Annotated in this window: 14 protein-coding genes and 1 pseudogene; 6 read left to right on the top strand and 9 right to left on the bottom strand. The window is 58.5% G+C overall.

What is annotated here, in order from left to right:
• Position 1 precedes the first annotated feature (1 nt).
• Positions 2-1,207 (top strand): sodium/glutamate symporter, encoded by a 1,206-nt coding sequence (gltS, locus tag PSH97_RS27470; protein ID WP_305447425.1) that lies wholly within the window; start codon positions 2-4, stop codon positions 1,205-1,207.
• Between the two features lie 86 nt (positions 1,208-1,293).
• On the opposite strand, the gene PSH97_RS27465 is transcribed toward gltS, so the two are convergent.
• Positions 1,294-2,073 carry an exodeoxyribonuclease III gene (locus PSH97_RS27465; RefSeq protein ID WP_007934608.1) on the bottom strand — a complete coding sequence of 260 codons (780 nt, stop codon included), beginning with the start codon at positions 2,071-2,073 and terminating at the stop codon, positions 1,294-1,296.
• An 82-nt stretch (positions 2,074-2,155) separates the two neighbouring features.
• On the opposite strand from PSH97_RS27465, the gene pyrE reads away from it, so the two are divergent.
• Positions 2,156-2,800 (top strand): orotate phosphoribosyltransferase, encoded by a 645-nt coding sequence (gene pyrE / locus PSH97_RS27460; RefSeq protein ID WP_007894680.1) that lies wholly within the window; start codon positions 2,156-2,158, stop codon positions 2,798-2,800.
• A 194-nt stretch (positions 2,801-2,994) separates the two neighbouring features.
• On the opposite strand, the gene PSH97_RS27455 is transcribed toward pyrE, so the two are convergent.
• From PSH97_RS27455 to coaBC, 6 genes and pseudogenes are all read right to left on the bottom strand, one after another.
• A complete protein-coding gene (locus PSH97_RS27455; protein WP_305447423.1) occupies positions 2,995-3,255 on the bottom strand; it encodes a zinc ribbon-containing protein in 261 nt (86 codons plus the stop codon).
• Positions 3,256-3,457: 202 nt separating this feature from the next.
• Positions 3,458-4,363, bottom strand: a complete 906-nt coding sequence (gene argB, locus PSH97_RS27450) for an acetylglutamate kinase (protein WP_008007602.1) — start codon at positions 4,361-4,363, stop codon at positions 3,458-3,460.
• Positions 4,364-4,388: 25 nt separating this feature from the next.
• Positions 4,389-5,765: pseudogene (locus PSH97_RS27445) on the bottom strand (phosphomannomutase/phosphoglucomutase); the annotation flags it as partial.
• Between the two features lie 17 nt (positions 5,766-5,782).
• Positions 5,783-5,983, bottom strand: coding sequence for a hypothetical protein (locus PSH97_RS27440; RefSeq protein ID WP_305447422.1), 201 nt, complete (start codon positions 5,981-5,983; stop codon positions 5,783-5,785).
• 65 nt (positions 5,984-6,048) lie between these two features.
• Complete coding sequence (gene dut, locus PSH97_RS27435) at positions 6,049-6,504, bottom strand: dUTP diphosphatase (RefSeq protein ID WP_007894692.1); 456 nt, start codon at positions 6,502-6,504, stop codon at positions 6,049-6,051.
• Positions 6,505-6,509: 5 nt separating this feature from the next.
• On the bottom strand, positions 6,510-7,718 hold the full coding sequence (coaBC, locus tag PSH97_RS27430) for a bifunctional phosphopantothenoylcysteine decarboxylase/phosphopantothenate--cysteine ligase CoaBC (RefSeq protein WP_305449878.1): 1,209 nt from the start codon (positions 7,716-7,718) through the stop codon (positions 6,510-6,512).
• Positions 7,719-7,854: 136 nt separating this feature from the next.
• Here coaBC and radC point away from each other — a divergent pair, with 136 nt between their 5' ends.
• Positions 7,855-8,529: a RadC family protein gene (gene radC, locus PSH97_RS27425; protein ID WP_305447421.1), complete on the top strand. Its 675-nt coding sequence runs from the start codon at positions 7,855-7,857 to the stop codon at positions 8,527-8,529.
• Positions 8,530-8,666: 137 nt separating this feature from the next.
• On the opposite strand, the gene PSH97_RS27420 is transcribed toward radC, so the two are convergent.
• A complete protein-coding gene (locus PSH97_RS27420) occupies positions 8,667-10,253 on the bottom strand; it encodes an ABC transporter substrate-binding protein (protein WP_305447420.1) in 1,587 nt (528 codons plus the stop codon).
• A gap of 445 nt (positions 10,254-10,698) precedes the next feature.
• Between PSH97_RS27420 and rpmB the strand changes: the two genes are divergently transcribed.
• Together rpmB and rpmG are read left to right on the top strand one after the other, a co-directional pair.
• The gene (rpmB, locus tag PSH97_RS27415) at positions 10,699-10,932 is read left to right on the top strand and encodes a 50S ribosomal protein L28 (RefSeq protein ID WP_007894701.1); all 234 of its coding nucleotides are present in this window, start codon (positions 10,699-10,701) and stop codon (positions 10,930-10,932) included.
• A gap of 11 nt (positions 10,933-10,943) precedes the next feature.
• A complete protein-coding gene (rpmG, locus tag PSH97_RS27410) occupies positions 10,944-11,099 on the top strand; it encodes a 50S ribosomal protein L33 (protein ID WP_007894709.1) in 156 nt (51 codons plus the stop codon).
• 183 nt (positions 11,100-11,282) lie between these two features.
• On the opposite strand, the gene PSH97_RS27405 is transcribed toward rpmG, so the two are convergent.
• Entirely contained in the window at positions 11,283-11,645 is a 363-nt protein-coding gene (locus tag PSH97_RS27405) for a cupin domain-containing protein (protein ID WP_038980750.1), read from the bottom strand.
• Between the two features lie 227 nt (positions 11,646-11,872).
• Here PSH97_RS27405 and PSH97_RS27400 point away from each other — a divergent pair, with 227 nt between their 5' ends.
• Complete coding sequence (locus PSH97_RS27400; protein WP_305447419.1) at positions 11,873-13,366, top strand: aldehyde dehydrogenase; 1,494 nt, start codon at positions 11,873-11,875, stop codon at positions 13,364-13,366.
• Positions 13,367-13,547: the final 181 nt, after the last annotated feature.

The raw sequence follows: 13,547 nt of genomic DNA, 5'->3' as shown, positions 1-13,547 counted from the left end.
AATGGTTCAACTCGATTTTTATGGAACACTTGTGGCCGCCTCTTTAGTACTGTTACTGGGACGCGGACTCGTCGCACGAATCGGTTTTTTACGCAGTTACAATATCCCTGAGCCTGTAGCAGGCGGCCTGGTGGTTGCTCTGCTTCTCTTGGCTTTGCGAGGATTTGATATTGACGTCCGATTTGAGACCTCACTGCAAACACCCTTGATGTTGGCTTTTTTTGCCACCATCGGCTTGAGTGCAGACTTCGCCAGCCTGAAGAAAGGCGGGCGCGTAGTGGGGATCTTTCTACTGGCGGTGATCGGGCTTCTGGTGGTCCAGAATGCCATGGGCATCGGTCTCGCAAAGGCCTTGGGGCTCGATCCGTTGATGGGTTTGTTGACGGGCTCGATTACGTTGTCTGGCGGTCACGGTACAGGCGCTGCGTGGGGAGCGACGTTCAGCGAGAAGTTTGGTCTGGCTTCCGCCTCTGAGCTCGCGATGGCCTCTGCTACATTTGGCTTGGTGCTGGGTGGTTTGATTGGTGGTCCGGTCGCTCGCCTGCTCATCAAGCGTGTCCAGGCACCCGGCCTCGAGCAAGGCAAGCCGCGTCTGCCGAAGGGCTTTGAGCAGCCAAACAAAGAGCGCTCGATCACACCCTTTTCGTTTGTCGAGACGCTCGCGCTGATCGCCGTCAGTCTGATGGCAGGCTCCCTCTTGAATGGCCTGCTCCACGGAACTGCATTTGAGTTGCCGACGTTCGTATGTGTTTTGTTCGTGGGTGTGGTTTTACGCAACGGCCTTTCCGCACTTGGCTTGTATCAGGTGTTTGAGCGTGAAGTTTCCGTGTTGGGGAATGTCAGCTTATCGCTGTTTCTGGCGATCGCTTTGATGTCGCTCAAACTGTGGGATCTGGCAGCACTGGCTTTGCCATTCTTTATCATCCTGGCTGCGCAAGCGTTGGTCATGGCACTGTTTGCGATTTTCGTGACATTCAGAGTGATGGGCAGCAACTACGATGCGGCAGTTCTGGCGGCAGGGCACTGCGGTTTTGGACTAGGAGCCACGCCAACTGCCATCGCTAACATGCAAGCGGTGACACAACGTTACGGACCTTCGCAAATAGCGTTTCTAGTGGTGCCAATGGTGGGTGCTTTCTTCATCGACATCATTAATGTCATCGTCATCAAGTTGTACCTGGCGCTGCCGTTTTTCGCCGCTGCTTGAAGGTATAAAGCATAAGTAAAATGCCCGTATCGCAAGATACGGGCATTTTCGTCAACCGGGTCAGCAGGTTTTCGTGTCAGCGAAACCTAGATCGTCAGCGTCCAGTCGTAGTCTACGATCAGCGGGGCGTGCTGCGAGAACCGTGGCTGACGTGGCAGGCGTGCGCTGCGTACGAAGCGGCGCAGGCCTGGGGTCAGCAACTGGTAGTCGAAACGCCAGCCCAGGTTAAGCATCTCGGCCTGTTCGTTGTCCGGCCACCAGCTGTACTGGTCGCCTTCACGGCTGACTTCGCGCAGGGCATCGACATAACCCATGTTGCCGACAATCTCGTCCATCCAGGCACGCTCAGGTGCCAGGAAGCCCGGGGATTGCTGGCTGTCGCGCCAGTTCTTGATATCCAGCTTCTGTTGCGCCACGTACAGCGAGCCACAATAAATGTACTCGCGACGTTTGCGTCGCTGTTTATCCAGATAACGGGCGAAGTCGTCCATTAGCTTGAACTTCTGGTTCAAGTCTTCATCGCCATTCTGCCCCGAAGGGAGCAGCAAGGTCGCGATGCTGACCTTGTCGAAATCGGCTTGCAGGTAACGCCCGTAGCGGTCGGCCGTCTCGAAGCCGAGACCGCTGATGACTGCCTTCGGTTGCAACCGCGAGTACAAAGCCACGCCACCTTGGGCGGGAACTTCAGCTTCGCAGGCATAAAGGAAGTAGCCATCCAGTTGGAAGGCTGGATCGTCCAGTTCAAAGGCGGAGGCGCGGGTGTCCTGCAGGCAGATGACGTCGGCATTCTGTGCTTGCAGCCAACTGAGCAAACCACGCTCGACTGCAGCCTGAATCCCATTGACGTTCACACTGATGATCCGCATAAGTGGCCCCAAAAATCGCGTGCGGGTATGATACACGGCGTCTACCTAATTAGCTAAATCCGTGGTATTTGGGGTTTTTTTCATGCAAGCGTATCAGCGCGACTTCATTCGTTTTGCCATTGATCGTGGCGTTTTGCGCTTCGGTGAGTTCACCCTGAAGTCCGGGCGCACCAGTCCTTACTTCTTCAATGCCGGCCTGTTCAACTCCGGTTCTGCCCTGGCGCAGCTGGGGCGTTTCTACGCGGCAGCCATCGTCGAGAGCGGTATTTCGTTCGATGTGCTGTTCGGCCCGGCTTACAAAGGCATCCCGTTGGCGGCGACTACCGCCGTGGCGCTGGCCGAACATCATGGCCGAGATCTGCCATGGTGCTTCAACCGCAAGGAAGCCAAGGCCCACGGCGAAGGCGGCAGCCTGGTTGGCGCGCCATTGACCGGCGACGTGCTGATCATCGACGACGTGATTACCGCAGGCACGGCGATCCGCGAGGTGATGCAGATCATCGCTTCCCAGGACGGCGCCAAAGCCGCGGGCGTATTAATCGCCCTGAATCGTCAGGAGCGTGGCAACGGCGAATTGTCGGCCATCCAGGAAGTGGAGCGTGACTTCGGCATCCCGGTGATCAGCATTGTTTCGCTGAACCAGGTTCTCGAGTTCCTGGCGGACGATCCCCAGCTCAAGCAACACCTGCCGGCAGTTGAAGCCTACCGCGCCCAATTCGGCGTCTGACCATAATCCTTGTGAGTGCTGCGCACTCAAGCGGGAGCAAGCTCCCTCGCCACACTAGGTGGATTGTCACAGGGATCGAAAGCAAAAAAAGACCCCGCTCAGCCAGTCTGAGCGGGGTCTTTTTTGTCAGCGCAGTCTTAATGACGTCTGGGCGTCGATCGTGAACGAGATCTACATGGCTCAGTCCGCCAGGATTATTTTTTGCTGGTGCTGCTGAGTGTCGCGGCCTTTTTGATCCCCACGGGTTTATTGGCTTTCTCTGGGTACGGATCAATAGCGGCATCGCCCTGACCTGTAAGAGTTTTCCAGCCATGACGGGTGTGTGGGGTTTTCCGGATTTGCGGGCACGGCGGCATCGAGGTCTTGGCCTGGTTCGAGTACTCATGACCGCAATCGACGCAGGCATAGGTGCCAGGTGAAACATCACTGCCATAGGGGACATAGTCTTTTTGCATGGGGTAATTCTCCTGTGGGTACGGGGAGATCCTATGCAGATTGCTTCCTTCGCGATGTCGGATGTTTCGCTTAGTCAGGTCAGGCGTTTCCTGCGCGCATAAAAAAGATCGCAGACTTCGTCAGCTCCTACAGGGTTTTCGTACATCCGAAAATCCGCCGTTCCAGGAGCTGCCGAAGGCTGCGATCTTTTTAAGGTTTGAATCAGTGACGCTTGCGATTGCTGATCAAAGTGCCCACACCGGTATCGGTGAAGATTTCCAGCAGAATCGCGTTCGGCACCCGACCATCGATGATCAACGAGCTACCCACGCCGCCTTGTACCGCTTCCAGCGCGCAGCGAATCTTCGGCAGCATGCCGCCGTAGATAGTGCCGTCGGCGATCAGGTCGTCGACCTGTTGAGTCGTCAGGCCGGTCAGAACCGTGCCCGACTTGTCCATCAGGCCGGCGATATTGGTCAGCAGCATCAGCTTTTCAGCCTTCAGCGCTTCGGCCACTTTACCGGCCACCAGATCGGCGTTGATGTTGTATGACTCGCCGTTGGCGCCGACGCCGATTGGCGCGATCACCGGAATGAAATCGCCTTTGACCAGCAGGTTCAGCAGGTCGGTGTTGATGCCGACCACTTCGCCCACTTGGCCAATATCGATGATTTCCGGCTGAGTCATTTCCGGCGTCTGACGGGTAACAGTGAGTTTTTTCGCGCGAATCAGCTCGGCGTCTTTACCGGTCAGGCCGATGGCGCTGCCGCCATGACGGTTGATCAGGTTGACGATGTCCTTGTTGACCTGGCCGCCGAGGACCATTTCCACCACGTCCATGGTCTGCGCGTCAGTCACGCGCATGCCATCGATGAAGTGGCTCTCGATCGACAGACGCTTGAGCAGGTCGCCGATTTGCGGGCCGCCGCCGTGAACCACCACCGGGTTGATGCCCACGGCTTTCATCAGCACGATGTCGCGGGCGAAGCCGGTTTTCAGCTCCTCGCTTTCCATCGCGTTGCCGCCGTATTTGATCACCAGCGTCTTGCCGACATAGCGGCGAATGTAAGGCAGCGCTTCGGACAGGACCTTGGCGGTGTTGGCGGCGGCTTCGCGTTCGAGGGTCATTCAGGGCTCCGGGTGCTTCAATAGATCAAAACGGTAATTGGAGATCAGGTGCAACGCGCTTCAGCTGGACGTGGAACACATCCTTGATGCGCTGCAATTCAGCCTCGTCATCGGCCTCGAAGCGCAGCACCAGCACCGGTGTGGTGTTGGAGGCGCGAACCAGGCCCCAGCCTTTGGCATAGTCGACTCGCACGCCGTCAATGGTGGTCAGGTCGGCGCCTTCACCCCATTGCGCATCGTGCAGTGCATCAATGATGCTGAATTTGCTCTCTTCGGTCACATGGATATTGATCTCTGGCGTAGAAATATCGTTCGGGAAGGTCGCGAACAGCTCTTCCGCGGTGGATTTTTCCTTGCTGAGGATCTCCAGCAGCCGCGCGGCGGCATAGATACCGTCGTCGAAACCGAACCAGCGTTCCTTGAAGAAGATGTGCCCGCTCATCTCGCCGGCCAACAGGGCGCCGGATTGTTTCATTTTCTTTTTGATCAGCGAGTGACCTGTTTTCCACATCAGTGGACGACCGCCGTATTCCTTGATCAGCGGAATCAGGCGACGGGTGCATTTGACGTCGAAGATGATTTCCGCGTTCGGGTTGCGCGCCACGACGTCGCGGGCGAACAGCATCAACAGGCGATCAGGGAAGACGATGCTGCCGGTGTTGGTGACGACACCTACACGGTCACCGTCGCCGTCGAAAGCCAGGCCCAGGTCGGCGTTGGTTTCCTTGACCTTGGCGATCAGGTCCACGAGGTTTTCAGGCTTGCCCGGGTCCGGATGGTGATTCGGGAAGTTGCCATCGACTTCGCAGAACAGCGGGATGACTTCGCAGTTCAGGGCTTCGATCAGCTGCGGGGCGATCACACCGGCCGCGCCGTTGCCGCAATCGACCACCACTTTCAGGCGGCGGGCGAGTTTGATGTCCTGGACGATTTCAGTGTTGTAGCGGTCGAGGATCTCGACCTTGGTGATGCTGCCCTTGCCGCTGCTCAGGTTGTTGGTCTTGAGGCGTTCGTGCAGGGCCTGGATCTGTTCGTTGGCCAGCGTGTCGCCGGCAATGACGATCTTGAAGCCGTTGTAGTTCGACGGGTTGTGGCTGCCAGTGAGCATTACGCCGGATTTGCCGGCCAGTACGTTGGCGGCGTAATACAGCGCAGGGGTTGGTACCAGGCCGACGTCGCTGACGTGGCAACCGCTGTCGGCCAGGCCTTTGATCAGTTGCTCGACCAGTTCCGGGCCGGAGAGGCGACCGTCACGGCCGACGGACACGTTGGGTTCGTTCTGGGCCAGGCTCTGGGAGCCGATGGCGCGACCAAGCCAATAAGCTGTTTCAGCGTTCAAGAATTCCGGGACGGTGCCGCGAATGTCGTAGGCGCGGAAGATGCTGTCGGGGAACTTGGGTGCGACTTGGGCTGGGGTGCTCATCTGTAGGAATGCTCCATTTTGAAAGTGGCTGGTCCTGTCGGCGAAAAACTCGCCGGCAGGCTCAAACTGAAGGGTATGACGGTGTTTTCCACCGAGAGTTCGTGGTGTGAAAAGGCCATGCCATCAGCATTGGCGAGCAATTGGCCGGCCAATGCCTTGATTTTCAGTGGTAAACCTTCCAGATGACGACAATGCAATTTTCATCCTTAAAATGCAGAGGGCAGGTCAGGTCGGGCAGTGCTCCCAGCCTGAATGCCGGTGATCAGTGGCTGCCGGAATGGCCGAAACCGCCGGTGCCGCGTTGGGTTTCGACGAACTCTTCGACCATTTCAAAATGCGCTTGAACCACCGGTACCAGCACCAGTTGGGCCAGGCGTTCGCCTACCACCATGTTGAAATCGGTCTGGCCACGGTTCCAGCACGACACCATCAGCGGGCCCTGGTAATCGGAGTCGATCAAGCCGACCAGATTGCCCAGCACGATGCCGTGCTTATGGCCCAGGCCGGAGCGCGGCAGAATCAGCGCGGCCAAACCTGGATCGCCAATGTAGACAGACAGGCCAGTCGGAATCAGCAGGGTTTCGCCCGGCTTGATGACGGTGTCTTTTTCCAGCATGGCGCGCAGGTCGAGGCCGGCGGAACCAGGCGTGGCGTACTGTGGCAGCGGGAATTCGGTACCAATGCGTGGGTCGAGGATCTTGGCTTGCAAAGCGTGCATGTAAATTAAACCTGGTTCAGACGATCGGCGATAAAAGTGATCAGCTGGCGAGCGATTTTGCTCTTGCTGGTCTGGGCGAAAAGCGTGGCGTGCAGCTCGCGGTCAATCACGCTGCAGGCGTTTTCTTCGCTGTTGAAGCCAATGCTCGGGTTCGCGACGTCGTTGGCGACGATCAGATCGAGGTTCTTGTCTTTCAATTTGCGGGCAGCGTAATCGAGCAGGTGTTCGGTTTCGGCGGCGAAGCCGACACTGAACGGACGGTCGGGACGGGTGGCGATGGTGGCCAGGATGTCTGGGTTGCGGACCATCTGTAGCAACAAGCCGTCGCCGTTCGTAGGGTCTTTCTTGAGTTTCTGTGGGGCGACGACTTCCGGGCGGTAGTCCGCGACCGCAGCAGAGGCGATGAACAGGTCGCAAGGGATCGCCGCTTCGCAGGCCGCGAGCATGTCGCGGGCACTGACCACATCGATGCGCGTGACACGATCCGGGGTCGGCAGGTGCACGGGACCTGTGATCAGGGTCACGCGGGCGCCGGCTTCTACCGCAGCTTCGGCCAGGGCGAAGCCCATTTTCCCGGAGCTGTGGTTGGTGATGTAGCGTACCGGGTCGATGTTTTCCTGGGTCGGGCCGGCGGTGATCAGCACGTGTTTACCGGTCAGCGCCTGGCGCTGGAAGCAATCTGCCGCGCACTGGACTAGGTCGGTGGCTTCGAGCATGCGGCCCATGCCGACGTCGCCGCAGGCCTGGCTGCCGGAGGCTGGGCCGAAGACCTTGAGGTCACGGCTTTCGAGGGTTTGCAGGTTTGCCTGAGTCGCCGGGTCGCGCCACATGGCCTGGTTCATCGCCGGGGCGACCGCGACCACTGCGTCGGTGGCCAGCACCAGCGTGGTCAGCAGGTCGTCGGCAATGCCTTGGGCCAGACGGGCGATCAGGTCCGCGGTGGCGGGAGCGATCAGCACCAGGTCGGCCCATTTGGCCAGCTCGATGTGGCCCATCGCGGCTTCGGCCGCCGGGTCCAGCAAATCGAGATGGACCGGATGCCCGGACAACGCCTGCATGGTCAGCGGGGTAATGAATTCGCTGCCACCACGGGTCATGACTACGCGCACTTCGGCGCCCTGGTCGATCAGGCGGCGAACCAGCTCGGCGCTCTTGTAGGCAGCAATGCCGCCGCCGACGCCCAGAACGATGCGTTTCCGATACAGCCGCTGCATAGGTCTGCCTTTCATTTCGTTGATGACTGCTTGGCGATACCCCCTCCCCAGGGATGAATTCGCCAGCAAAAAAGATGGGCTACGATATCACAGCGACCGCTACGGAACAGCGGCGCCCACATTCCAGGGAGGTGTTATGAGTATTCGCGATTGGCCGGCGGCGGAGCGGCCGCGGGAGAGGTTACTGGAGTTGGGCTCGGCGAGCCTTTCGGATGCCGAACTGCTGGCGATTTTTTTACGAACCGGCGTGTCCGGTAAAAGCGCGGTGGATCTGGCGCGACATCTGCTGAATCAGTTTGGTAGCCTGCGTTCACTGCTCGAGGCCGATCAGGCAGCGTTCAGCAGGCAGTTGGGGCTCGGGCCAGCAAAATTCGCTCAGTTGCAAGCGGCGCAGGAAATGGGCAGGCGGCATTTGGCCGAACGTGCTCGCCAAAAAACGGCGCTGGAAAATCCGCAGGCGGTTCGTGATTATCTGAAGTCGATGCTCCGACACGAGCCGCACGAGGTGTTCGGCTGTCTGTTTTTGGATTCCAAACATCAAGTGCTGACCTTTGAAGCGTTGTTTCGTGGCTCGATCGACAGCACGAGTGTCCATCCACGACAGGTGGTCAAGCGTGCCTTGGCCCACAATGCTGCCGCACTGATCCTCTGCCCCAACCATCCGTCGGGTAACACCAACCCCAGTCAAGCCGATCGAGTGCTGACCAAGCGCCTGCAAGAGGCGCTGGACCTGATCGATGTGCGGGTACTCGACCATTTCATTGTCGGTGACGGCGATCCGCTGTCCATGGCCGAGTATGGGTGGATGTGAGCGAGGGATACAGAGCTAAGTAAGTCCCTGTGGGAGCGGGCTTGCCCGCGATGGCGTCGGCAAATTCAACATAGTTGTCGCCGGAAAGTCCGCTATCGCGGGCAAGCCCGCTTCCACAGGTTTTGTGTCGGCGCTGATTACTTGAGGTTGACCTTCGAGTAGTCCTGTCGGCCGAACGGACTGACCTGATAGCCCTGCACATCCTTACGTGTCAGCGCAAAGGCCGTTGGGTGAGCCAGCGGCAGCCACAACGCCTGTTGCTGGATCTGCGTCTGGGCCTGCTCGTAGAGCTTGGTGCGTACACCTTGCTCGCCAGTGGTCTTGCCGGCGCTGATCAGTTTATCCAGGTCCGGGTTGCAGTAGCGGGCGAAGTTGGTGCCGGATTTGAGCCCCGCGCAGGAAAACTGCGGCGTGAGGAAGTTGTCCGGGTCGCCGTTGTCGCCGGCCCAGCCCATGAACAGCAGGTCATGCTCGCCGGCCTTGGCGCGGCGAATCAGCTCGCCCCACTCGATCACGCGAATCTCGGCCTGAATGCCGATTTCCGCCAGATCAGACTGAAGCAATTGTGCGCTGAGGCTCGGATTGGGGTTCAGCAGGCTGCCGGAAGGGCGGGTCCAGATAGTGGTCTGGAAGCCACTCTTGAGCCCGGCCTTGGCCATCAAAGCACGGGCCTTTTCGACGTCATGCGGGTAGCCCGGCAAGCCTTTGGCGTAGCTCCAGGTGTTGGGCGGATACGGACCGTTGGCGGGTTCGGCGGTGTCTTCGAACACGGCTTTGACGTAGTTGGCCTTGTCGAACGCGAGATTGATCGCCTGGCGTACTTCAGGCTTATCCAGCGGCGGATGCTGGCTGTTGATACCAACGAAGGCGGTCATGAAGGCGTCAGTCTTTTCGACTTTCAGGGTCGGCTCTTTCAGCGCGGCCTGTACGTCCAGCGGTTTGGGCGACAGGGCGATCTGGCACTCGTTGCGGCGCAATTTCTGCAAGCGCACGTTGGCGTCCGGAGTGATGGCGAAGATCAGCGGGTCTACCGATGGCTTGCCACGGAAGTAATCCGGGTTGGCCTTGTAGCGAATCGAGGCGTCTTTCTGGAAGCGCGTGAAGATGAACGGGCCGCTGCCGATCGGCTGGTTGTTGAGTTTTTCCGGGGTGCCGGCCTTCAGCAGTTTGTCCGCGTACTCGGCCGAATAGATCGAGGCAAAACCCATGCTCAGGGTGGGCAGGAAAGTCGAGTCCGGGTGATCGAGGGTGAAGCGGATGGTAAGCGGGTCCAATGCGTCGATCTTCTTGATCAGTGCCGGTAACTGCATCGACTGGGCGTGCGGGAAGCCGCTCTGGGCGACTTTGTGCCATGGGTTCGCCGGGTCGAGCATGCGGTCGAAGCTGAACTTCACGTCTTCGGCGGTCAGGTCACGCGTCGGGCTGAAGTATTCAGTGCGGTGAAATTTCACCTGCGGGTGCAATTTGAAGACGTAGGTCAGGCCGTCGGGCGTGACTTCCCAGCTGTCCGCCAGGCTGGCGACCACTTTGCCGCTGGCCGTGTCGAAGTCCACCAGGCGGTCCATCAGCACATCGGCCGAGGCGTTGGTGGTGGTGAGCGAATTGTATTGCACCACGTCGAACCCCTCCGGGCTGGCTTCAGTGCAGACGCTCAGGGCAGCGGCATGGGCCAGGGGGCTCAGTAGAAGCGGGGCGAGCAGCAGCGGTAGGGCAGCGAGGCGCATGGTCGGATTCCTTTACAGATCGAAGGCCCATCTGCAAGTGCAGTCTGGAAAAGGCTTACCCTAGTGGGCTCTTTTGCAAATGACTATCCCCTTTTTCGTTTTAAGGGGAGTATGGGCGATTGTTTTCGGTGAGTGGCGGTTGAGGAAACCCTGAATTGGCCCGTTGGCTGATTCTCTACGACGAGCGGTCGTTCTCGGGCACAGCCTTTATCCAAGGCACTCGGCGCCCGCAAAACCGGGTTTTTATCAACTCAATGCACACCGGTTGTTGTTGCTCTCTAGTCTTTCTGGTATAAAGCAGCGCTCTTTTCTAGGGGCCCGGTTCCTTCACTGTAGGTGTAGCCGGTAAGACCTCTAAAGAAACGCGGCGCCTGGCGCCAAATGACTGAGAGATTAAGCGGCCAACCCATGCCGGGTTGGGCATGTGGTTTTAGAGGGCTGAGGCATGTCGAGAGTCTGTCAAGTTACCGGTAAGGGTCCGGTGACTGGGAATAACATTTCCCACGCAAACAACAAAACCCGTCGTCGTTTCCTGCCGAACCTGCAGCATCACCGCTTCTGGGTTGAAGAAGAGAAACGTTTCGTGCGTCTGCGCGTATCTGCCAAAGGCATGCGTATCATCGACAAGCGTGGCATCACTGTCGTGCTGGCCGAAATCCGCAAAGCTGGCAAGATCTAAGGGAGCTAATCATGCGTGAATTGATTCGTTTGATTTCGAGCGCCGGTACTGGTCACTTCTACACTACCGACAAGAACAAGCGCACTACTCCGGACAAAATCGAGATCAAGAAATTTGATCCGGTTGTTCGCAAGCACGTGATCTACAAAGAAGGCAAAATCAAGTAATTGATTTTTCTCTCTTACGAAAAAGGCCCGTATCGCGAGATACGGGCCTTTTTTGTTGCCTGTGGGTTATGCGGTGTCTACCAGTGCGCCTTCGCGGGCAAGCCTCGCTCCTACGGTGAGTCGCGTCCGTTCTGTAGGAGCGAGGCTTGCCCGCGATGAGGCCGGCCCAAACAGCACAAATTTTCAAGCCTTCTGTTCAAACACCACGTAAATCTTGCGGCACGGCTCCAGTACTTCCCAGGTGCCTTTGAAACCGGCCGGAATCACGAAGCGATCGCCCACGCGCAGGGTCTTGGCGTTGCCATCGCCGTCGCGCAGCACTGAAACCCCCTGAACGATTTCGCAGTATTCGTGCTCGGTGTAGTTCACTAGCCACTGGCCGACTTCGCCTTCCCAAACACCTGCACTCATCTGGCCACACGGGCTGTTGTAATGGTTGTACACCGCTTGCTCGGGGTCGCCCTTGAGGACTTTCGCCGGGTCGGGCCGATAACGATCGGGCTGGGTGTTGGCCTGGCTGAAATCGACGATATCCTGAATGCTCATGCTGGTATTCCCCCGTGATTGCGCTGGAAAATTGAAAGTCTATGTTTATTAAAATGAACATCGCAAGGCCGTTTGCCAGCCTTGTGTCAAATATATTGAAACTTCACCGGCCGCTGGTTTAGGGTAACGGTTGCCTTGAGCCGAAAAGCAGGCTGGCCGGGCAGAATTCCTGACAGCACCCGCATAGAACGCGGGGCACTCGTATTCAATAAGAGGAGGACACTCGAATGACCACCCTGACTCGTGCCGACTGGGAACAACGGGCTCGCGATCTGAAGATCGAAGGCCGCGCTTATATCAATGGCGAATACACCGATGCTGTCTCCGGTGAGACCTTCGAGTGCATCAGCCCGGTCGATGGCCGTCTGCTGGGCAAGATTGCCAGCTGTGACGCCGCCGACGCCCAGCGTGCCGTGGACAACGCTCGCGCCACTTTCCATTCCGGCACCTGGTCGCGCCTGGCGCCGACCAAACGCAAAGCCACCATGATTCGTTTTGCCGGCCTGCTGAAACAGCACGCCGAAGAGCTGGCCCTGCTCGAAACCCTCGACATGGGCAAGCCAATCAGCGATTCCCTGTACATCGACGTTCCCGGCGCGGCGCAAGCCCTGAGCTGGAGCGGTGAAGCCATCGACAAGATCTACGACGAAGTCGCTGCTACCCCGCACGATCAACTGGGTCTGGTGACTCGCGAGCCGGTCGGCGTGGTCGGTGCGATCGTGCCGTGGAACTTCCCGTTGATGATGGCCTGCTGGAAACTCGGTCCGGCGCTGTCTACCGGTAACTCGGTGATCCTCAAGCCTTCCGAAAAGTCGCCGCTGACGGCCATTCGCATTGCAGCGCTGGCCGTTGAAGCCGGCATCCCGAAAGGTGTGTTGAACGTGCTGCCGGGTTACGGTCACACCGTCGGCAAGGCCCTGGCCCTGCACAACGACGTCGACACCCTGGTGTTCACCGGTTCGACCAAGATTGCCAAGCAACTGCTGATCTACTCCGGCGAATCGAACATGAAGCGAGTCTGGCTCGAAGCCGGCGGCAAGAGCCCGAACATCGTGTTCGCCGATGCGCCGGACCTGCAAGCTGCTGCTGAATCGGCTGCCGGCGCCATTGCCTTCAACCAGGGCGAAGTCTGCACCGCCGGTTCGCGCCTGCTGGTCGAGCGTTCGATCAAGGACAAATTCCTGCCGCTGGTGATCGAGGCCCTGAAAACCTGGAAGCCGGGCAACCCGCTGGACCCGGCAACCAATGTCGGTGCGTTGGTGGATACCCAGCAGATGAACACTGTGCTGTCCTACATTGAGTCCGGTCACACCGATGGCGCCAAACTGGTGGTGGGCGGCAAGCGCATTCTTCAGGAAACCGGTGGCACTTACGTTGAACCGACGATTTTCGATGGCGTGAGCAACGCGATGAAAATTGCTCAGGAAGAAATCTTCGGTCCGGTGTTGTCGGTCATCACCTTCGACAGCGCTGAAGAAGCCATCCAGATCGCCAACGACACGCCTTACGGCTTGGCCGCTGCAGTCTGGACCGCCGACATCTCCAAGGCTCACCTGACCGCCAAGGCTTTGCGTGCCGGTAGCGTGTGGGTCAATCAATACGACGGCGGCGACATGACCGCGCCGTTCGGTGGCTTCAAACAATCCGGCAACGGTCGCGACAAATCGCTGCACGCGTTCGACAAGTACACCGAACTGAAGGCGACCTGGATCAAGTTGTAAGTCAGTGAAGGAGCCCGATTGAACATCGGGCTCCTGAAGGACACAGATCCTCTGTGGGAGCGGGCTTGCCCGCGATAGCAATCTGACAGCCAACCTCGATGTTGAATGTTAAGACGCCATCGCGGGCAAGCCCGCTCCCACACTGTTTTGCGCTGCACATAAAATATCCACAGGAGCGTGG

Source organism: Pseudomonas cucumis, assembly GCF_030687935.1.
In the GTDB taxonomy this organism is placed as follows: Bacteria; Pseudomonadota; Gammaproteobacteria; order Pseudomonadales; family Pseudomonadaceae; genus Aquipseudomonas; species Aquipseudomonas cucumis.
This window is presented reverse-complemented; position numbering and strand designations above follow the sequence as displayed.